Origin of the sequence: Mucilaginibacter flavus (assembly GCF_030409315.1) — a bacterium.
In the GTDB taxonomy this organism is placed as follows: Bacteria; Bacteroidota; Bacteroidia; order Sphingobacteriales; family Sphingobacteriaceae; genus Mucilaginibacter; species Mucilaginibacter flavus.
Genome location: NZ_JAUFPS010000030.1, coordinates 1 through 20,991, shown reverse-complemented (window position 1 = coordinate 20,991; position 20,991 = coordinate 1). Strand labels below are relative to the sequence as shown.

Here is a 20,991-nt window from a genome sequence, read left to right as displayed (position 1 = left end):
AATTTGAGAACCTTTACAGCATGGGTTTCTCTAAAATCCTTTGTCTTTCGTCCCAAAGTCCTTCGTCCAAAAAGGCCTCTTCTCCCCCCAATTTGCCTTTTTCAAAAAACACTTTCCACTTATGGTATTTTTCCCTACATTTGCGGGCTAATTGTTGCTCATTGAAATCGCTTAGAACATATTCGATTCCTTTTACAGGACTTAAGCTGGGGAAACACCAGTTTGACTTTGTTGTTGACGATGCTTTTTTTGCCGAATTTGATTATTCGCTGGTTAAAAAGGCTAACTTGCAATGCGTTGTTGAGTTAGATAAACAGGAAACAATGATTATCCTTGATTTTCAAATCAAGGGTGTTGTTGAAGCCACTTGCGATAGGTGTCTGGCTCAGTACTGGCAGCCGCTGGATATTACAGAACAGCAAATTGCCAAGTTTAGCGATGAGCCGATAGATGAGGATGATGAGATCATTAACCTGGGTAAAAACGATCATGAGATCAATATTGCCGGGTTGATTTATGAATATATTAATGTTGCCATGCCATTTATATCGGTATGTGAAAATGGGGGTGAAGACTCGCATTGCGACGAAGAAATGATAACCAAGCTTAACGAGCTTGCCAGCAACGGAAACGAAGAACAAACTGAGGATACAGACCCGCGGTGGGATGTACTCAAAAAAATAAATAAATAATAAAAAAGCAGGATCATGCCACATCCAAAACGTAAAATATCCAAATCAAGAAGAGATAAACGCAGAACTCATTACAAAGCAGAAGCGCCTTCATTAACTATTTGCCAAACTACCGGCGTTGTGCATTTACCGCACAGAGCTTATACTGTTGATGGTAACGTTTACTATAACGGTAAAGTACTTATTGAGAAAGCAGCAGTAGCCTAAGTTTAATTTTCTGAAAATGAAGATTGGCTTAGATATTATGGGCGGTGATTATGCTCCCAAAGCAACTGTTTTAGGAGCAATCGAAGCTTATAAGGCTTTATCTGCCGACCAAAAACTGGTGCTTATTGGAGATAAAGAAGTAGCTGCTACTATTCTTCAGGAAAATAATGTTAGCCCCGATCATTTCGAGTTTGTGCATACAACCGAAGTGATTGGCATGGGCGAACATCCTACTAAAGCAATTGTACAAAAGCCAAATTCGAGCATCTCGGTTGGTTTTCAATTACTTAAGGAAGGAAAAATTCAGGCTTTCTCATCGGCAGGGAACACCGGTGCCATGCTGGTTGGTTCCATGTTTAGTGTTAAAACCATTCCGGGTGTTGTGCGCCCGGCTATGACTACTATTGTACCCAAACTTAAAGGCGGTTTGGGTATTTTGTTAGATGTAGGCGCCAATGCCGATTGCAAACCCGAGGTGTTATTGCAATTTGGCGTATTGGGCAGCTTGTTTGCACAATCGGTATATGATATCGATAATCCCCGTGTTGCCCTCATGAACATAGGCGAGGAAGAAGAGAAAGGTAATATCCTTTGCCAGGCCACCTATCCTTTAATGAAGGAAACTAAGCTGTTTAATTTTGTTGGTAATGTTGAAGGCCGCGACCTGTTTAGCGAAGGGGCCGATGTTTTTGTATGCGATGGTTTTACAGGTAATGTAATACTAAAGCTTGCAGAATCTTTTTACGTTATCAGCCGTAAAAAACAGTTTAAAGACGAGTTTTTTGATAGGTTTAACTATGAACAATATGGCGGCAGCCCCATCCTGGGTGTAAATGCCCCTGTTGTTGTTGGCCACGGGATATCAACCCCCGAGGCTATAAAAAATATGGTGCTGCTATCAAGAAATATGGTAGAGAGCGGTCTGGTTGAAAAAATAAAGCAAGCTTTTCAGTAAATATATAAAGATGAGTAAAATTCATGCCGCTATTACTGCTGTACATGGTTACGTGCCCGACTATGTGTTAACCAACCAGGAACTGGAAACCATGGTTGACACAAATGACGAGTGGATAACCTCACGTACAGGCATCAAAGAGCGACGCATATTAAAAGGCGAAGGCCTTGGTACTTCTGATTTAGCTGTGCCTGCTGTACAGGGTTTGCTAAAAAAACGGGGTATCAGCGCTGAAGAAATCGATCTTATCATTTTTTGTACTACCACTCCCGATATGCCTTTTCCGGCAACGGCCAATATTTTAGCTAATAAAATAGGAGCTAAAAATGCCTGGGGGTATGATCTTTCGGCAGCTTGCTCGGGCTTTATATTTGGCCTGGCTACCGGTTCGCAATTTATTGAAAGCGGCAAGCACAAAAAAGTATTGGTTGTTGGCGGCGATAAAATGTCGTCGATTGTAAACTACCAGGACCGCGCCACCTGCATTATTTTTGGTGATGGCTGCGGTGCCGTATTGCTTGAACCTAATGATGAAGGCAACGGCGTTATAGATTCTATATTAAAAAGCGATGGCTCGGGCGTAACCTACCTGCACCAGAAAGCAGGCGGATCTGTAAGACCTGCATCGCACGAAACAGTGGACAACCATGAGCATTTTGCTTACCAGGAAGGCCAGGCTGTTTTTAAATTTGCTGTTACCAATATGGCCGATGTTGCTCACGAAGTAATGGAGCGCAATAACCTAACCGGCGACGATGTTGCATGGTTGGTGCCGCACCAGGCCAATAAACGCATCATTGACGCCACCGCAAGGCGTACCGGCCTTAGCGATGATAAAGTGATCATTAACATTGAACGTTACGGTAATACCACCAATGGTACCATACCGCTATGTTTGTGGGAATGGGAAAGCAAATTTAAAAAAGGAGATACCCTTATTTTAGCAGCCTTTGGCGGCGGCTTTACCTGGGGATCTATTTACCTTAAATGGGCCTATTAATTTTTAGATGTGTAAATTTCAAATGAGCAGATTTAAGATGTGCAGATATGCAGATTTCAAATGTGCAAATGACGAAAATTAAAACATCTGAAGAACCCCGATGTTAATCATTCATTGGGTATATAAAATGTGTAAACGCGGTAGTTGTTGCACTAAGTAAAGTATAATAATTAAAAGCACTTTTGCATATCTTAGTATTGTTAATTTGCACGTGAAAAACATCTGCACATTTGCACATCTGAAATCTGCACATTTGTAATAACTTAGATAATAAAAATTGTCCCAAACCAATTAATCCCAATTATGGATATTAAACAAATTCAGGACCTTATTCGCTTTGTGTCGAAATCGGGCGTAAACGAAGTGTCAATTGAGCAAAAGGATTTTAAAATCACGATAAAAACCAACGAGACACAACCTCAGGTTATTCATGCCAGCATCCCAGCTCAAACTGCACCGGCTGCATTACCAGCTGCGCCTGTTGCTGTTGCCGCGGCACCGGTAACCCCGGCCGCGCCTGCTGCTCCGGATACATCAAAATATCTGACTATCAAATCGCCAATGATCGGTACGTTCTACCGCTCATCAAGTCCTGATAAACCATTATTTGTAAACGTTGGCGACGAGATTAAAGCCGGCAGTGTGGTTTGTATCATTGAAGCCATGAAACTTTTCAACGAAATTGAATCAGAAGTTTCTGGCCGCATAGTTAAAGTACTGGTTGATAATTCATCACCTGTAGAGTACGACCAACCTTTATTTTTAGTAGAACCAGTATAACGATGTGCAGATGTGCAGATTTCAGATGTGCAAATGATATTAATTCGTTTGCACATTTGTAGTTTACGCATCAAAACATCAATCGTTAATATTTTTCATCTGCATATTTGCACATTTGCAATCTGCACATCTAAGAAATCATGTTTAAAAAAATATTAATAGCTAACCGGGGCGAGATTGCCTTGCGAATTATCCGTACCTGTAAAGAGATGGGTATTAAAACCGTAGCTGTATATTCAACTGCCGACCGCGATAGCCTTCATGTACGTTTTGCTGATGAGGCTGTTTGTATTGGTCCGCCGCCAAGCCGCGATTCTTACTTAAATATTCCTAATATCATTTCGGCTGCCGAATTAACCAACGCCGACGCGATCCACCCGGGTTATGGCTTTTTATCAGAGAATGCTAAATTCTCTGCTATTTGTGCCGAGTACGGAATTAAATTTATTGGTGCCACTGCCGATCAGATCAACTCGATGGGGGATAAGGCATCGGCTAAAGATACCATGAAAAAGGCCGGTGTACCTATTGTGCCTGGTTCTGAAGGTTTGTTATCTGATGTAAAAAGCGGCATCGCTATCGCCAACAAAATAGGTTATCCTGTAATATTAAAAGCTACTGCCGGTGGTGGTGGCCGTGGGATGCGTATTGTTTGGAAAGACGAAGAGTTTGAAAACGCCTGGGATTCGGCCCGTGCCGAGTCTGGTGCTGCCTTTGGGAACGATGGTTTGTACCTTGAAAAATATGTTCAGGACCCACGCCACATCGAAATTCAGGTAGTAGGTGATCAGTATGGTAAAGTTTGTCACCTTTCAGAACGTGATTGCTCTATTCAACGCCGTCATCAGAAGCTGGTTGAAGAATCACCATCGCCCTTTATGACCGAAAAACTGCGTAAAAAAATGGGTGAAGCAGCTATTAAAGGAGCCAAAGCCGTTAAATACGAAGGTGCCGGTACCGTAGAGTTTTTGGTTGATAAAGACCGCAACTTCTACTTTATGGAGATGAATACCCGTATCCAGGTAGAGCACCCGGTTACCGAAGAGGTAATCAATTTTGATTTGATTAAAGAACAAATTAAAGTTGCCGCCGGTATCCCCATCTCTGGTAAAAATTACGAGCCAACCATGCATGCCATTGAGTGCCGTATCAATGCCGAAGATCCGCTTAACCAGTTCCGCCCTTCACCAGGTAAAATAACCAACTTCCACTCACCGGGTGGTCATGGTGTGCGTATTGATACCCATGTTTACACTGGCTATGTAATACCGCCAAACTACGATTCGATGATTGCCAAAGTAATTTGCGTGGCTCAAACCCGCGATGAAGCTTTAAGCACCATGGAACGCGCCCTGAGCGAGTTTGTGATTGAGGGTGTAAAAACCACTATACCATTCCACTTAAAATTGTTGAAAGATCCAAATTTCAGGGCTGGTAATTTTACCACCAAGTTTATGGATACGTTTGAAATGTAAAATAAATTCAAACTAACTTCATACAATTTAACGTACTTAGCACAATAGCGTTTATACAGCGGTATCTAAACACACAATGAGCGATAATAAATTAGTAAAAGCCATAAAAGATAAAGGTAAAACGATGGAGGCAGAAATGTCTTTCTTTGACCATCTTGAGGCCTTAAGATGGCATTTGGTAAGATCGTCGATAGCCATTGTGGTAATTACCGGCGTTGTGTTTTACTTTTACGATTGGATTTTTGATACCGTTATCATGGGCCCAAGCAAGCCAACATTCTGGACATACAGGATGCTTTGCGCCTTGGGCGACGCCTTGAAACGTCCCGGCTTTTGTATTGATAAGATCAACATCCATTTGATCAATACCGAAATGGCTGGTCAGTTTACTTTACAGATCAACTCATCGTTATTAATAGGTATCACCTTAGGTTTCCCTTATTTACTGTTTGAGCTATGGCGCTTTATTCGCCCGGCCTTGCACGAAAAGGAACGTAAAGCGGCATCAGGTTTTGTGGTGTATGCTACAGGCTTGTTCCTTTTGGGTGTATTGTTTGGCTACTATGTAATTACGCCCGAATCTGTTAATTTCTTATCAAGCTATACGGTAAGCTCATCAATCCAGAATTTATTCGATATTGATTCATACATCTCATCTGTAGCAACTTTAACCCTTGCTACCGGTGTGGTATTTGAGTTGCCGATTTTGGTTTATGTATTATCAAACCTGGGCATCCTTACCGCCAAATTTATGCGTGAAACCAGGCGTTACGCCATTGTAATTATCCTGATCATCGCCGCGGTAGTTACACCAACACCAGATATGCTTACCATGACCATTGTAAGTATCCCGCTGTTTGTTTTATATGAAGTAGGAATTGTGGTATCGGCCGTAGTTGAAAAACGAAAACTCAAACGCGCGCAGGCGGAAGGACTCGCATAGTAGATGTGCAGATGAAAAATTGAATGTGCAGATATGCAGATTTCAGATGTGCAGATGATTGAATAGGTTCAGATGATTGAATAGGTTCAGATGATTTTTTGATGATCTGAATTAATAAAAACTTTAAAGAAGCCCTGTCGTTTATAAACGGCGGGGCTTTGTTTATAATGCAGTAATTCGCACATTTGAATTTTACATCAATCGCTTTAAATTTGCATATCTGCACATTTGAAATCTGCATATTGAAAATTTGCAGCTCATCATCTGCATATCTGCACATCTGAAATCTGCACATCTATAATAATTTGCACATCTAAATATGACCAATCTCCCTCCATTAGCCGAACGGATGCGACCAAAATCGCTTGATGATTATGTGGGGCAAAAACACCTGGTTGGTCCGGGTGCCGTGCTGCGTAAGGCTATCGAATCTGGTTCGCTGCCGTCCATGTTGTTTTGGGGGCCTCCCGGTGTTGGGAAAACTACCTTGGCTTATATTATTTCGCAATCTTTATACCGTCCGTTTTTTGCGCTGAGTGCCATTAACTCTGGTGTTAAAGATGTGCGGGAGGTGATAGAAAAGGCCTCGCAGTTAAAAGAAATGGGACAGGTATTGCCGATATTATTTATTGACGAGATTCATCGTTTCTCCAAATCGCAGCAAGACTCCTTGTTGGGCGCGGTAGAGCGTGGGATAGTTACGCTGATTGGCGCTACTACCGAAAATCCATCTTTCGAAGTGATCTCGGCTTTGCTATCGCGATGCCAGGTTTATATTTTGAAATCATTAGAAGAAGCTGATCTTTTAGAATTGCTGGATAAGGCGATGAAAGAAGATGTGGTGTTGAAGGAAAAGAACATCACCATTAAAGATCATGAAGCTTTATTACGTTTATCTGGTGGCGACGCCCGCAAATTGCTCAATATATTTGAACTGCTGGTAAATGCTTTTGATAGCCCCGAAGTTGTACTAACAGACGAGGTAGTGCTGGAGCATGTGCAGCAAAACATGGCCCTGTATGATAAAACCGGTGAGCAGCATTATGATATTATTTCGGCTTTTATAAAATCGATGCGGGGGAGTGACCCAAACGGCGCGGTATATTGGCTGGCGCGGATGATAGTTGGGGGCGAAGATCCGTTGTTTATTGCCCGTCGTATGCTCATCCTGGCTTCTGAAGATATCGGGAACGCCAATCCCAACGCACTTTTACTGGCGCAAAGTTGTTTTGAAGCGGTGAATAAAATAGGCATGCCCGAATCGCAATTGATCTTGTCGCAAACAGCTATCTACCTGGCAACATCGGCCAAAAGTAATTCGGCCACTACGGCCATAAGCACCGCCATCGCCCTGGTAAAACAAACCGGCGATTTACCCGTACCCCTGCACCTGCGCAACGCGCCAACCAAATTCATGAAAAACATTGGCTATGGTAAAGATTATAAATATGCCCACAGCTACGAAGGCAACTTTGCCGACCTTGACTTTTTGCCCGACGCCATTAAAGGCGCTAAAATTTACCAACCCGGTAACAATCCCAAAGAAAACGAATCAAAAGAGAAGTTAAAGAAACTTTGGGGCGATAGGTATGGGTATTGAGGGGAAGAGTCAAGAAATTAGAGTCAAGAATCAAGAGGGGAGCGGGGAAAAAAAACAAGATATTAGAGTCAAGATAGAAGCTTTTGATTTTGGCGATTGGATAAATATTCTTGAGGTGACACGGGGATTTAGCCACTTTAAATTCTATCTTGTCTTTCGGTCGTTAATGCAACATGCAACGCGTTTAAGTTTTTGTCTTAACTCTTGATTCTTATCTCTTGATTCTATTTCGCTATGGTTTTTTCCTTTATCAGTCATGAATTAAAAGCCTTTTGGCGATCAAAAAATACAGGTAAAAGCATTGCCATACGTGTGGTGATGGGCATACTGATCCTTTATCTGCTGTTGAACGTGCTTGTCGCCGGGTTCTTTTTAGATAAAATACTGGAACACGCGTTTCCTAACGAGGAATTGATCATCCCATTTTGTGGCATAATCCTCATTTATTTTTTGTTCGATTTGCTTATGCGCCTACAGTTTCAGGAGCTCCCTACGCTTAGAGTGCAACCCTATTTGCATTTGCCTATCAAAAGAAACTTCCTGGTTAGGTACCTGGCGCTCACCGCTACTTTATCGGTATTTAACTTGTGGCCCTTTGTACTGTTTTTGCCTTTTATTTTTAAAGTATTAGCGCCAGATTCTGGTACTGTTGTAACACTTGCATTTATTATAGCCATAGCTGGGTTCACGGTATTTAATAATTACCTGGCCTTATATCTTAAAAGGCGCTCAAATATCAATGGTTGGGTGTTCCTGGTATCGGCGGCCGTTTTGATTTTGGCCATAGCCAGCGATTTTTTATGGCATATTATATCATTACAGAATATTTCATACGCTTTCTTTGGGAGGCTACTTATTATGCCTGCCCTGGCATTCCTACCGGTAATAATTGCTGTTGGAATGTATTATTTGAATTTTATCTACCTGAAACAGAACCTGTATCTTGAAGATCTTACAGCGCACAAGGCAAGTTCCTATAAAAGCAGTACTGATATCCCGTTCCTGTCCCGTTTTGGCAGCGTTGGCGATTTAGCGGCTAACGAAATTAAACTGGTGTTGCGTAACAAACGCTCCCGCAGCGCATTGGTGATGGGCCTGTTTTTTATGTTTTACGGATTGATATTTTACCCCAACCCGCATTATGGCGAAGGTTACAAGGTTTTTGTAGGCATGTTTATGACGGGTATTTTTATCATAAACTACGGGCAGTTTATGTTTGGCTGGCAGGCCACGCATTTTGATGGCTTACTGGTAAGTAAAATTAACTTCAGCGATTTTATTAAAGCCAAGTATCTGTTGTTTACCGGCATATCAACCGTGTTTTTTATCCTCACTACGCCTTATGTTTATTTTGGATGGCGGGTAGTGATGATCCATTTTGTGATGTATGTGTGGAACATCGGCGTAAACACCACCATGGTACTTTATTTTGCCAATCGTAATTTTAAAAGGCTCGATCTTTCAAAAGGGGCGGCCTTTAATTGGGAAGGTGTAGGCGCTACGCAATGGATATTATCATTGCCGTTGATCATTACGCCCTTTATTATTTATGGTCCGTTCGCGTTATTGAAACATGCCGATATTGGCCTGGCTTTGGTCGCTCTTGTTGGGATTACCGGGATTTTAACCCGTAATTACTGGATTAAAGTGTTAGAGGCCGATTATTATACCAAACGATATCAAATAGCCGAAGGCTTCAGAAATAAATAAGATGATGATAGAAATAAAAAATCTTAAAAAAATATATAGCGGCGTTACCGTAGTGAATGTACCACAGCTAAGCATATCTAAAGGCGAAAGCGTTGGCCTGGTAGGCAATAACGGCGCGGGCAAAACAACCCTGTTCCGGATGATTTTGGATTTGATTCGCCCCGACACCGGCGAGGTATTATCCAATGGCGAAGTAGCAGCCGGTAATGAAAACTGGAAAACCTACACAGCATCTTACCTGGATGAAGGCTTTTTGATTGATTACCTTACCCCCGAAGAGTACCTGTATTTTATTGGTGGTTTGCACCAGCAAAGTAAAGCCACCGTTGATGAAGCGCTGCTAAAACTGGCCGATTTTTTTAACGATGAGATCCTTAAAAAAGGAAAATACATTCGCGATCTATCCAAAGGAAACCAGTGTAAGGTAGGCGTGGCCTCCTGTATGCTGCAAAATCCGCAACTGTTGATGCTGGATGAACCTTTCGCCAATATTGACCCGAGCACACAATTCAGGTTGAAGAACATGCTGAAGGAGGCAAATAAAACCAAAGGCGTAACCACTATTGTATCCAGTCACGATCTTAACCACATCACCGATGTGTGCGACCGCATTCTGCTGATGGAAAAAGGCATGATCATTAAAGATATCGCCACCAATTCATCAACGCTAAAAGAGCTTGAAAACTATTTTGGCGTGGGGCAGGTGTTTGAAGAGCAGGTTGTGATGGATAAGGTTGACGAAGAAGAGAATCATTAAAACTAAAAAAACATCTTGAGAGGCTACTGTGTACACATTTTTTTAATAAAGAAAAATGTCATTTCGAACGAGCAAGGGTAGGGAAAAGTGGGGCGCGAGGAGAAATCTTATACGATTTGGATAGTCGAATGTCCACTTTTAGAAGATTTCTCCTCACCTCCGGCGCACGATCCCACCCTGGCTCGTTCGAAATGACAACTTTTTTTATTTATGTGTTAAAAGTAAAAGATGTGTACATACAGTAGCTTGAGAGGGCGCACGCAGGGGCTAAGTGGTGGCAGGGGTGTGTTAGCGTTTATCTTTGCTAAAATGCCTGTTTGATAAACACACCCCTCCGCCCCTCTCAAGAGGGGATTCGCACAGGGCTCTGCTTTTTAATAAGCTAAACAAGCCAATATTTGCCGATTGTTTAATTGGGGGAAATCGCTAATGATCTCTTCATGACTTAAGCCCGATGCCAGCCATTGCAAAACATCATAAACGGAGATCCGCGTACCTTTAATAACAGGTTTGCCAAATCTAACCTCCGGGTTTATCTCGATATATTCTTTATAATCAATTGGCTGCATGTACAAATTTAACTAAATTAAAGGAAAATAGATCAGATCAAATATCCGCCATTTAAAATTCGTGTAATTCGACCAAATCCGTGAAATTAGTATGTATGAAAAAGATAATCTTATTTGCCTGTATCCTGTTTGCATCATTCAAAACCTTTGCCCAGCAAACCGATAAAGATGCTGTGAAGCAAACCATCAACATCATGTTTGATGCCATGCGCAAAGGTGATAGCACCATGTTGCGATCAACCTTTCATAAAAACATTGTTTTTGAAGGAGTGGCCAACAAAAAGGATGGTACCGTAGCCTTGGATATTGATAACCCCAATGATTTTATAAAAGCCGTTGGCACCCCACACAAAGAAATGTGGGACGAGCAGATCACCTTTAACGATATCAAAATTGATGGCGACCTGGCCAGCGTATGGACTCCCTATAAATTTTATTTGGGCAAAACGTTTAGCCATTGTGGCGTAGATGTTTTTACCCTGATGCGCACCCCTGCCGGCTGGAAGATCATTTATATTGTGGATACCCGCCGCAAGGGTAATTGCCCGGAGTAATTAAAATACCCCGAGCTTCAGCATCCCATAAAATAAGCCAGAGCAATGCATGGCTTGTTTTATCTGGTTATCAAGCAATAGCTGTTTTATCTCCTCAATGCTGTATTCTTCAACAACAAGTTCCTCGTGGGCATCAAGTTCCTGGCCTTGCACTTTTTTGCCGCCTTTAGTGAAATAAGTAAATGTTTTATTATTGGCGGTTGATGGGTTGCCGTAAACAGTGCAGATCAATTCAAATTCATCAAACTGGTAGCCGGTTTCTTCTAATAGTTCGCGTCGGATAGCTTCAACTGGTTCTTCCCCGGCATCAACAACGCCGCCCGGAATTTCGAGCGAGATAATGCCGGCTGCATGGCGGTATTGTTTTACCATGAGTATTTTATTGTCTTCGGTTACAGCAACCGCATTAACCCAGTTGCCGTATTCTAATACATAATAATCGTCAACTATTCTGCCATCGGGCATTTCGCAAACGTCAACGCGCAGGGTTGCCCAGGGGCCTTTATGGATGTATGATGATGATAGTAATTTCCAGGTAAGATCTTTACTCATAGTTAGTTTGTAGAAATTGATATATGATGTTTTGCTTGCTAATGTTTTGAAATGAGGAACTATGGTGTTTTTTCTCCATCCATTCAAAAATCAGTAATATTTTTTGAAGTGTAAGCAAAGTTTCGGGTGAAGGGGTAAATGGCTCGGCGTACATGTATAGTAACTGTGCCAAAGCATCCAGTTTATCGGATTTATAGCCTCCTTCTGTTAAAAATTGCTCAAAGTCGGCAATAGATAAATCTAATAATTCGTCCAGTTTAATGTCAAACTCGTCTTGCAGCATGGTATCTGCAAGTTTTATAAACTCATCGGGCTTGGCTTCTTCTTTTAAGCCGGCTAACCGGGCCATCACGAGCGATATTTTTTCGAGTTCTCTTAAAATATAATCTTTAGCCATTAATCAAAAATAGATTTGCCGGGATTATAGCAATGTCCGGCAGTCAAATAATAAGGTGCAGCTCAAATCAATAATTCAATAATTCAGTCATTCAATAATTAAAAACCTACCAGCTGCCGCTTGAGCCGCCGCCGCCGCCATCGCCACCGCCGAAGCCGCCAAAATCGCCGCCGCCACTGCTGCCGCTATCGCTGCCTCCGCTGCCAGAGAAACCTCCCCAGTCAGATCCGCTGTTATTATTGTTGCTGAGCATACTGCCCGCCAAAAACCACCAGAATGGACTTGCACCGCCACGACGGTCAATAATCTGACCGCCACCACCGCCTCCCCGTTTACGGAAAACGATGATTAGTATAACTACGATGATTACAATAACGATAATGATAGCGCCGCCATCACTGCCGCTGTTCTGATCAGCAGGTTGTTCATCTGCTTTGAATTCGCCTTTGGTGGCTTTAATAATATCATTTGTGGCCGAATCCAAACCTGCATAATAATCGCCGGCTTTAAAATTGGGCCGCATATCGTTTTGAATTATGCGCTGGGTTAGTATATCTGGCAAAGCGCCTTCCATACCGTAACCGGTTTGGATAGCCATTTTACGATCGCTTACAGCAACAAGAACCAAAATGCCATTATTTTTTCCTTTTTGGCCAATTCCCCATTTGCGCAGCAATTGCTGCCCATAGTCGTTAATATCGTAACTCCCTATCGACTTTAATATCACTACCGCTATTTGGGTAGAGGTGGAATCATTAAAGGCAACCAGTTTGGTTTCCAGCTTTTGCTTATCGCCGGCAGATAGCGTGTTGGTATAATCGGTAACCAGCGTATTGGAACGCTCGGGGAAATCCTGCGCAAACACCATCGCGGTGCAAAGCAGCAGGCTGCAAAATATAAATAGTTTTTTTAACATCGGTTTCATAAGGTTATTCGCCATCCATAAAGGCAATATCATCTGGCAATTCGTTTACATCACCGGCATGGTGCGGAAAATATTTTTGCAGCTGCTCGCCGGCAATTTTCAGTCCGGTAACAATGCCTTCAATAATATCGCCGTATTTAAAATGCTGCAACATGTCCTCTTTGGTAGTATCCCAAAAATCGGCAGGCACAACTTTGTTAATACCGGCATCGCCAATAATGGCAAACTTCCTATCGACAGTGGCTACATAAACAAGCACCCCATGCCTCAATGCCGTTTTATGCATATTAAGCTGAAAGAAATATTTCGCAGCGCGATCAAGCACATCCTCGCTGCATTTTTTTTCAATACAAACCCGTATCTCGCCACTGCTGCGGTGTTCGGCCTCCTGTATGGCGGTGCGTATGCGCTGTTGTTCTTCTTCGTTAAATACCTTCATGTGTTTAATTAGTGAATTGTTGAATGACTGAATTATTGAATGGGTGAGTTCCGAATTTTTGCGAATCATTGTTGACCTAAAGACTAAATCAATAATTCGATAATTCAGTCATTCAATAATTAAAATTCAACCTTTGGTGCTTTATCACTTCCAGGTTCGGCGGTGAAATATCCTTTTTCGGCAAACCCAAACATTTTAGCGGTGATATTGGCCGGAAACGAGCGGATTTTGGTATTATACTCCTGTACCGCATCGTTAAAATCCTTGCGTGATACATTAATCCGATTTTCGGTACCTTCTAATTGCACAGATAGATCGCGGAAGTTTTCGTTAGCTTTTAAGTCAGGATATTTTTCTGATACAACCAGCAATCTGCCAATCGCCGAACTTAATTCGCCTTGCGATGCCTGGAAGGCTTTGATAGATTCGGGTGTAAGCTTGCTTGGGTCAACCTGCACCGATGTTGCTTTGGCGCGGGCCTCTACTACGGCAGTTAAAGTACTTTTTTCAAAATTGGCAGCACCTTTAACCGTATTTACCAGGTTTGGAACCAGGTCGCTGCGGCGCTGGTAATCACTTTGAACAGCGCCCCATTTTGATTTTACGGTTTCGTCTAACTTAACCATGCTATTGTAACTGCACGAGCTTAAACTCATGGCAGCAACCGCGATTAATATTACAGATAATAACTTTTTCATTTGGTGATAGGATGTTTTTGTTGATGTATTTTAATTAGAATGCAAAACGCATACCGTTGTTACAGGCGGCATGATTTATCGCAACATGTTAAGGTACAGTTTTTATTAGTGACCACGAAACAATTAGTAGGTATGACCCACTTTGTAGCGCTAAATTGATTCTAAACGGCCAGCATCATCGGCCTAAATGAAAGTAGAAATATTAGTATCGGGGGATACTGCAATAGGTAGGGAGATGATTTTTTAATTTGAAAACTTGAGGATTTGAAAATGAAGCTTAGAGATAAAAAAGATCCAATCAGCAATCAAAATCCTATTAATCGGATAAATCTGTTTAATCCGAGTTCAGACAAAATTCTGCCAATTCTTAAATTCTGAAAATTCTGATTCAGACAAAACCCACCCCTGCAAATCAGAACCCTCTCCTTTGGAGAGGGCAGGGTGAGGCCTAAGGCTTTTTACGCGTAGCGAAGCTCCTCGTTCCTTGTCAATTTACCAATCATTTCTTTAAGAGCGGTACGGGCACGGTGAAGGGTAGTGCGCGATAACAATTCGCTCATGCCCAATGATGAGCCTATTTCCTGGTGTGAGTAGCCTTCAATAGCATACATATTAAATACCGAACGATAGTTTTTAGGCAGCTTTTGAATCAATTTCATCAAATCTTTTGCTTCAAGGCCATTTTCGTTATAAGCTTTGCTCACCGGCATTTCGGTATCGGTCGAAAAATCTTCCACCAAAACCATTGGCTTTAATTTACGATAGCGCGAAATTGCGGCGTGAACCATAATGCGGCGTACCCAACCTTCCAGGCTGCCTTCGTTACGGTAGTTATTTATATTTCTGAATATTTTGATGAAACCTTCCTGCAATATATCCTGGGCCTCATCCTTATCTGTAGTATAGCGCATGCATACGGCAAGCATTCTTGACGCGAATAATTTATAAAATTGCTCCTGGCTTTTACGTTCGTTGCGTAAGCATCCTTCCCAAATTGTCTGTAAACGTTCGTCGGCGGTAGTCATTGTGTTGTGTATTTATTTGTTATGCCTATGCCAATACGAGTGCCATTTTATAATTAATTGATTTTTAGGTATTTATAAATTTGCTCCATTTTAAAACCGTCCGCTAACGGACGGTTGATGCGCACAAACGGACGGAAAAGCGAAGCCCCCTAACCCCCTAAAGGGGGAATATCGGTAGGATAAATGCTCCAATTATTTATCTTATTTATTAAAAGTCTCCCCCTTCAGGGGGAGATTTAGAGGGGGCTTTGGCGGTAGTTTTCTTACCTTTGCCCCATCCGGGATAAAAACCCGGCCAAAACCATGACAAAAGAAGTTGAGATAGTATGCCCTCCCGGGCAACATGAAGATGAGGCCGTAATCAAGCGCCTTGCGGCGGCAGCTTTAAATATGCAGCCTCAAAAAGTATCGGCAGTAAAAATTTTAAAGAGGTCAATTGATGCCCGCGGTCGTAAGGTGGTTTACCGCATGATGGTGCAGGTTTTTATCAGTGAAGACTACGTACCGCAATCATACACCGTAAATTACCCCAACGTACAATTTGGCCGACCGGTTATTATAGTAGGTGCCGGGCCTGCGGGAATTTTTGCTGCTTTGCAATGTATCGAGTCGGGCTTAAAACCCGTGATTTTGGAGCGTGGTAAAGATGTTAAACAGCGCCGGCGCGATTTGGCCAATATCAATAAACAGGGTTTGGTTAATCCCGAATCAAATTATTGCTTTGGCGAGGGCGGTGCAGGTACCTATTCGGATGGTAAGCTATACACCCGCTCAACCAAACGTGGCGACGTAAACCAGGTACTTAAAGCTTTTGTTGCGCACGGTGCCGATGAAGATATATTGATAGACGCCCGCCCGCATATCGGCACCAATAAATTACCGCAAATTATCACCGCCATGCGCGAAACTATACTGGATGCCGGCGGCGAATTTCTGTTTGACGCAAAAGTCACCGCCTTATTGGTGGAGTTTGGTAAGATAAAAGGCATAAAGCTGGCCAGTGGCGAAAAGATGACCGCCGATGCTGTGATCCTGGCAACGGGACACTCTGCAAGGGATGTTTTTGAAATGCTGCATCATCAAAATATATTGATTGAAGCCAAACCTTTTGCTTTAGGTGTACGGATAGAGCATCCGCAGGAAATTATTGACCAGGCCCAATACCATTGCGAAGTTCGCGACCCGGCTTTGCCGCCATCGTACTATAACCTGGTTGAACAGGTGGAAGATAGGGGCGTGTTTTCTTTTTGCATGTGCCCCGGTGGTATTATAGCCCCCTGCGCAACAGAGGCCAACGAAATTGTGGTAAACGGCTGGAGTCCTTCAAAACGGAATAATCCTTTTGCCAATTCGGGCACTGTAGTACAGATAAATATGGAAGACGTTGCCGGTAATGACAGTGATCCGTTTAAAATGTTAAATTTTCAACACGAGGTAGAGCGCGCCGCTTTTAAAGCCGGCGGCGGTAATCTTGTTGCACCCGGCCAGCGTATGGTCGATTTTGTACAAGGTCGTTTATCTAATGATCTGCCTGTAAACTCTTACCTGCCTGGTACCAAAAGTACCGAGCTTAAAGAGGTATTACCCGGTTGGATTCATAAGCGCCTGCAAAAAGCATTACCCGCTTTTGGAAAAAAAATGAAAGGCTATTATACTAACGAGGCTATTTTGGTTGGGGTGGAGTCGCGCACGTCATCACCGGTAAAAATTCCCAGGGATAAAGAAACTTTGCAGCACCCGCAGGTGAGCGGTTTATTCCCTTGTGGCGAAGGTGCCGGTTACGCGGGCGGCATTATATCTGCTGCTATAGATGGAGTTAATTGCGCGTTGGCCGCTTTAAAAATATTGAAATGAGTTTATCAGAAAAACTGAGTGCCCAATTACAAAACGTATTGGCCGGCGATCCCTGGTACGGATCATCTGTTTATGAAATTATAGAAAAGGTAAGTTTTGAGGCCGCGTTTGAAAAACCGCAAGGATCGGCACATAACATTGCCGAAATAGTTTTACATATGATAGCCTGGACAGAAGAGGTAATGGACCGTATGAACGGCATGAGCGCGGGCATCCCTACCAGCGGCGACTGGCCCGAAACCGGTGCCCCCGATGAACAAAAATGGCAAAACTATGTTGAAGATTTAAAGTTGGTGAGCGTAAATTTGATTGGCATTATTCAAAGGTTTCCGCGGGAACAATGGGATGAGCCGATAAAAGATGAGCGTAACCGCGAGCTGGGCACGGGTGTAAATCATGAGGAATTGATCAACGGGTTAATCCAACACCATATATACCACTCGGGGCAGATAGCTTTATTAAACAGGATTATCAATGGCTAACAAAAAAACATTGGTATTAGGGGCAACACCCGATACCAGCAGATACGCCAACCTGGCCGCCAACCGGCTGGTAAGCAGGGGGCACAGCATAGTAAACGTGGGCATAAAAACCGGCGAAGCCGCGGGTGTAGCCATTGAAAAGCCCGAAACCATTCATACCGATATAGATACCATTACTTTGTATATAGGGCCGCAAAATCAGCCGGCGCTATATGATTATATTTTGAATACCCATCCCAAACGTATTATCTTTAATCCCGGCACCGAAAATGCCGAACTGCAGCGCATGGCAAGCGAAAAAGGAATAGCGACTGAAAATGCCTGTACGTTGGTGCTTTTGTCTATAGGAGATTATTAACATGGAGAGAACCGAAAAAGTATCACAAACAAAAAACGCCTTTATTTCTGGCATAGTGTTCGGCGCTTTTATGGGGGTGTTTTACGCTTTTCAGGATGACGCTAAAACCGGCCTTATTTGTGGGCCGATTTCAGGTGCTGTATTTGGTGTCTTTATGTATTTTTTTACTAATTCAAAAATTGTAAAACGTCAAACTGCAATTGACGGCGATATGGATGGTGTATTATATAGCGGAGCTGCCAATCATTTTATCAATAAAGAGGCTGCAGGTGGTAAGCTGTATTTGCTAAACAATAAGTTGCATTTTAAATCTCATCGTTTCAATATTCAAAACCACCAACTCGATATAGCAATTACAGATATTGCCGAAGTTGGTTTTTACAACACGCTGGGCCTGGTGCCAAATGGGCTGCTTATTTCTACACACGATGGGCGTCAGGAAAAATTTGTAGTAAACTACAGAAAGATATGGAAACAGGAGATCTTAAAAGCAAAAATCTAATCGGCATTGCATAACTTACTGATAAGGAATTAGTCGCGCCGACTTACACCGTTTGTTTCTTAAAATTTATTTCCTTTATATTGGGGTGTGAAACATTACACCTTATCTCTACTGATGCTTGTTGCAATAATGTCAGCATGCAGCAACCCTAAACAATCATCTGCTGGTAAAACCAATAAAAGTGTTGTTTCAATATCGGCATCTAAACGCAAGCGCAATAACATTGAAACATATTCACTTCAGCATAAAAATAATATGCTTGTGTTTGCTAAAGTATCGGATAAAAAAGCGCTGGTGAAAATTGAAAACGACGAATGGCCGGACGAGACTGTTTATGCCTACAATGTTTTGAAAGATGATGCCGGGAAAATTATGATGATAGATGCCTCACCCGTGAGTGAGAGTGGCGATTGGGATGTATCGCATACTCATTATTTTGATGACAACGGCAATACATTCCTTTTTGAACGTAAAGCAAATGCCTTTAGCGATTGCCTTATTAACGATTCTGTAGCTTATCAAACTGTAAAAAAGTATTACACCACGCCGTTTCGCTTAATTAAACAGCAGGATATTTTAGTTAATAAAGATGGCAAGACGCTTGATAAAAGCAAATGTACTGTGGATTTTGCTATTGAGGATGCAATCGTTTACCCTGATGTTAATACTTGTTTAAAAGCATATGGCATTAATATAAGAGGTTACTAATACCCCAGTCAACAACTCCCCCTTCAGGGAGCCAGGGGGCTTTGGTTTGTTAGTATTCTAATCTCCTTGGGATAGTAATTATTGATCCTGTTCGGCAATAGTTTTGCCCATCCCAAAGCCTGCCCCTCAAAATTCATCAAACTCCAGCCTTTTTCGGTAGGATTTAGGTCGATGTTGTCGCGACGCAGGTATTGGATAGCTTGATCATAGGTTAATTCGGTCTGCAAAACAGCGCTCTTATTAATAATAGTGCTCAAAGCCAATTCGTGATCGGGAATCAGGTCTTTCCCCATCAGTTTGCCAACCCGAACGCCCGATTTTTTCAGATAAAGGTGCCGTTGCAAAATATTAAGGCTTTCTTTATGGGCCCGGTTAATGGCCAGCCAATCCTCCTGTACTTTAAAATAGTAATAGTTGTCGGCATCAGTGATGTAGGATTTTACCTGGTCAATTTCCTTGCTGCTTATTTTTTGCTGAATATTATTTTTAAAGGTACCTAACTCGCCGGTGTTGTTTTTCTTTTTTAAGCACGATGCAAATAAACCCTCGCCCTTAACCTGGTCGGGATAAAAACGATATCCCCATGCTTTCTGTTGGGTTGATTGGGTTTCAACAATGCCCCACTCCTTATATATAGGTATGCGGATGCTTTCGAGATCAAATTCCTGGCAAAGCCAGTCCAGGATATCTTCGTTTTCCTGACGCGAGTAGGAGCAGGTACTATATATAAGGTAACCATCCTCGTTTAGAGCCGGTAATATATCGGCCAGGATGCGCTCCTGCCGCTGGTGGCAAAGCTCCACATTGGCTTCCGACCATTCGTTCATCGCTTGGGGATCTTTACGGAACATGCCCGAACCCGAACATGGGGCGTCTACCAATATAATATCAAAAAAGCTTTTCAGCCTGCCAATATCTTTGGGGTCGTTGTTGCTTACAATAACGTTAGCCTGGCCCCAGCGACTCAGGTTATCGGTTAACACGGGTACGCGGGTTTTAATAATTTCGTTTGCCAGTAAAAGATCATCGGCATTAATGGCCGAATTAAGCAGGGTACTTTTCCCGCCGGGAGCAGCGCAAAGGTCCAAAACCTTTATGGCACCTTCTATATTGGGGCGGATGTTTTTAAAAATATGGTCAATGAACATGGATGATGCTTCCTGTACATAATAGCAACCGGCATGAAAAAGTGGATCAAAAGTAAAAGATGGACGCGTATTTAAATAAAAACCATCGGCACACCAAGGCACCTGTTCATCTTTTTTTGTTGCCGAATGCTTAAATGGGTTTAACCTTATAGCGGTTGGCGCATCAGAAACTTGATGCGTTTTTATAAAATTTTCTTCGTTGAAGCCATTTTCCGCGCTTAATGATTGCAGAAAATTATCCGGAAACAATTGCTCATTCATATACTTTGTAAATATACACATTCAATAAGTGCTATTGTAGCCGGGCTAAACGATGATAGCGAAATGAATTTAGGGTTAGTTTACAGATACTTGCCAAATTGTTTTGATTATTTGCATTTTTCTTTTGGTGCGTAAGCTGTTTTCTGTGTACATTTGTGGCCGCTCAAATAAAAAGGGCGTTGTTTTTTGAAACTTAGCGAATAAAAAAAGATTAAAATAAGTGAAATATTCACTTGCCAGATCAAATTAAAATTCGCACTTTTGCAACCCACAATCGAAAGGAAAGATTAAGTGAAAATGATCGATTAAGGGTTCCAAAATAAAACGAAAAAAAGTTTTGGAAAAGCGGAAAGGATTGCTACCTTTGCCAACCCAAACGGAAGGGTGCTTGCGAGAGCAA

General features: G+C 42.3%; 24 protein-coding genes. 16 read left to right on the top strand and 8 right to left on the bottom strand.

The features are described from left to right. The first annotated feature begins 161 nt into the window (after positions 1–161). From QWZ17_RS14105 to QWZ17_RS14060, 10 genes are all read left to right on the top strand, one after another. On the top strand, positions 162–692 hold the full coding sequence (locus QWZ17_RS14105; RefSeq protein ID WP_290305887.1) for a YceD family protein: 531 nt from the start codon (positions 162–164) through the stop codon (positions 690–692). A gap of 15 nt (positions 693–707) precedes the next feature. After that, positions 708–899, top strand: a complete 192-nt coding sequence (gene rpmF, locus QWZ17_RS14100) for a 50S ribosomal protein L32 (protein ID WP_290305886.1) — start codon at positions 708–710, stop codon at positions 897–899. A gap of 16 nt (positions 900–915) precedes the next feature. Next, on the top strand, positions 916–1,854 hold the full coding sequence (gene plsX, locus QWZ17_RS14095) for a phosphate acyltransferase PlsX (RefSeq protein WP_290305885.1): 939 nt from the start codon (positions 916–918) through the stop codon (positions 1,852–1,854). A gap of 10 nt (positions 1,855–1,864) precedes the next feature. Continuing rightward, positions 1,865–2,854 (top strand): beta-ketoacyl-ACP synthase III, encoded by a 990-nt coding sequence (locus tag QWZ17_RS14090; protein WP_290305884.1) that lies wholly within the window; start codon positions 1,865–1,867, stop codon positions 2,852–2,854. Positions 2,855–3,157: 303 nt separating this feature from the next. Beyond that, positions 3,158–3,634, top strand: a complete 477-nt coding sequence (accB, locus tag QWZ17_RS14085) for an acetyl-CoA carboxylase biotin carboxyl carrier protein (RefSeq protein WP_290305883.1) — start codon at positions 3,158–3,160, stop codon at positions 3,632–3,634. Between the two features lie 140 nt (positions 3,635–3,774). Continuing rightward, positions 3,775–5,109, top strand: a complete 1,335-nt coding sequence (gene accC / locus QWZ17_RS14080; protein ID WP_290305882.1) for an acetyl-CoA carboxylase biotin carboxylase subunit — start codon at positions 3,775–3,777, stop codon at positions 5,107–5,109. 76 nt (positions 5,110–5,185) lie between these two features. Continuing rightward, positions 5,186–6,052, top strand: coding sequence for a twin-arginine translocase subunit TatC (tatC, locus tag QWZ17_RS14075; protein ID WP_290305881.1), 867 nt, complete (start codon positions 5,186–5,188; stop codon positions 6,050–6,052). Positions 6,053–6,371: 319 nt separating this feature from the next. Further along, entirely contained in the window at positions 6,372–7,652 is a 1,281-nt protein-coding gene (locus QWZ17_RS14070) for a replication-associated recombination protein A (protein WP_290305880.1), read from the top strand. Between the two features lie 234 nt (positions 7,653–7,886). Continuing rightward, positions 7,887–9,362: a DUF5687 family protein gene (locus tag QWZ17_RS14065; RefSeq protein ID WP_290305879.1), complete on the top strand. Its 1,476-nt coding sequence runs from the start codon at positions 7,887–7,889 to the stop codon at positions 9,360–9,362. A gap of 1 nt (position 9,363) precedes the next feature. After that, the gene (locus QWZ17_RS14060; protein WP_290305878.1) at positions 9,364–10,119 is read left to right on the top strand and encodes an ABC transporter ATP-binding protein; all 756 of its coding nucleotides are present in this window, start codon (positions 9,364–9,366) and stop codon (positions 10,117–10,119) included. Positions 10,120–10,493: 374 nt separating this feature from the next. On the opposite strand, the gene QWZ17_RS14055 is transcribed toward QWZ17_RS14060, so the two are convergent. Continuing rightward, a complete protein-coding gene (locus QWZ17_RS14055; protein ID WP_290305877.1) occupies positions 10,494–10,688 on the bottom strand; it encodes a DUF433 domain-containing protein in 195 nt (64 codons plus the stop codon). Positions 10,689–10,783: 95 nt separating this feature from the next. Here QWZ17_RS14055 and QWZ17_RS14050 point away from each other — a divergent pair, with 95 nt between their 5' ends. Beyond that, positions 10,784–11,242, top strand: a complete 459-nt coding sequence (locus QWZ17_RS14050) for a nuclear transport factor 2 family protein (RefSeq protein ID WP_290305876.1) — start codon at positions 10,784–10,786, stop codon at positions 11,240–11,242. Here the strand turns inward: QWZ17_RS14050 and QWZ17_RS14045 are convergent, their stop codons facing one another. The 6 genes from QWZ17_RS14045 to QWZ17_RS14020 form a co-directional block, all read right to left on the bottom strand. Next, positions 11,243–11,794, bottom strand: a complete 552-nt coding sequence (locus QWZ17_RS14045; protein ID WP_290305875.1) for an NUDIX hydrolase — start codon at positions 11,792–11,794, stop codon at positions 11,243–11,245. Next, complete coding sequence (locus QWZ17_RS14040; RefSeq protein WP_290305874.1) at positions 11,787–12,191, bottom strand: hypothetical protein; 405 nt, start codon at positions 12,189–12,191, stop codon at positions 11,787–11,789. The genes QWZ17_RS14045 and QWZ17_RS14040 overlap by 8 nt, the downstream gene beginning before the upstream one ends. A 106-nt stretch (positions 12,192–12,297) precedes the next feature. Beyond that, positions 12,298–13,116, bottom strand: a complete 819-nt coding sequence (locus QWZ17_RS14035; protein ID WP_353959493.1) for a TPM domain-containing protein — start codon at positions 13,114–13,116, stop codon at positions 12,298–12,300. A gap of 4 nt (positions 13,117–13,120) precedes the next feature. Next, positions 13,121–13,555, bottom strand: coding sequence for a TPM domain-containing protein (locus QWZ17_RS14030; protein WP_290305873.1), 435 nt, complete (start codon positions 13,553–13,555; stop codon positions 13,121–13,123). Between the two features lie 119 nt (positions 13,556–13,674). Continuing rightward, entirely contained in the window at positions 13,675–14,253 is a 579-nt protein-coding gene (locus tag QWZ17_RS14025; RefSeq protein ID WP_290305872.1) for a LemA family protein, read from the bottom strand. Positions 14,254–14,711: 458 nt separating this feature from the next. After that, positions 14,712–15,278, bottom strand: coding sequence for an RNA polymerase sigma factor (locus tag QWZ17_RS14020; RefSeq protein WP_290305871.1), 567 nt, complete (start codon positions 15,276–15,278; stop codon positions 14,712–14,714). A 303-nt stretch (positions 15,279–15,581) separates the two neighbouring features. On the opposite strand from QWZ17_RS14020, the gene QWZ17_RS14015 reads away from it, so the two are divergent. The 5 genes from QWZ17_RS14015 (at position 15,582) to QWZ17_RS13995 (ending at position 19,182) form a co-directional block, all read left to right on the top strand. Beyond that, positions 15,582–17,132 (top strand): NAD(P)/FAD-dependent oxidoreductase, encoded by a 1,551-nt coding sequence (locus QWZ17_RS14015; protein WP_290305870.1) that lies wholly within the window; start codon positions 15,582–15,584, stop codon positions 17,130–17,132. Continuing rightward, positions 17,129–17,614: a DinB family protein gene (locus QWZ17_RS14010; RefSeq protein ID WP_290305869.1), complete on the top strand. Its 486-nt coding sequence runs from the start codon at positions 17,129–17,131 to the stop codon at positions 17,612–17,614. The genes QWZ17_RS14015 and QWZ17_RS14010 overlap by 4 nt, the downstream gene beginning before the upstream one ends. Then, on the top strand, positions 17,607–17,972 hold the full coding sequence (locus tag QWZ17_RS14005) for a CoA-binding protein (RefSeq protein ID WP_290305868.1): 366 nt from the start codon (positions 17,607–17,609) through the stop codon (positions 17,970–17,972). Before QWZ17_RS14010 ends, QWZ17_RS14005 begins: the two co-directional genes overlap by 8 nt. A 1-nt stretch (position 17,973) precedes the next feature. Further along, positions 17,974–18,474, top strand: coding sequence for a PH domain-containing protein (locus tag QWZ17_RS14000; RefSeq protein WP_290305867.1), 501 nt, complete (start codon positions 17,974–17,976; stop codon positions 18,472–18,474). Between the two features lie 114 nt (positions 18,475–18,588). After that, on the top strand, positions 18,589–19,182 hold the full coding sequence (locus QWZ17_RS13995; protein ID WP_290305866.1) for a hypothetical protein: 594 nt from the start codon (positions 18,589–18,591) through the stop codon (positions 19,180–19,182). Positions 19,183–19,205: 23 nt separating this feature from the next. Here QWZ17_RS13995 and QWZ17_RS13990 read toward each other — a convergent pair whose 3' ends face one another. Continuing rightward, a complete protein-coding gene (locus QWZ17_RS13990) occupies positions 19,206–20,591 on the bottom strand; it encodes a methyltransferase RsmF C-terminal domain-like protein (protein ID WP_290305865.1) in 1,386 nt (461 codons plus the stop codon). Positions 20,592–20,991 lie beyond the last annotated feature (400 nt).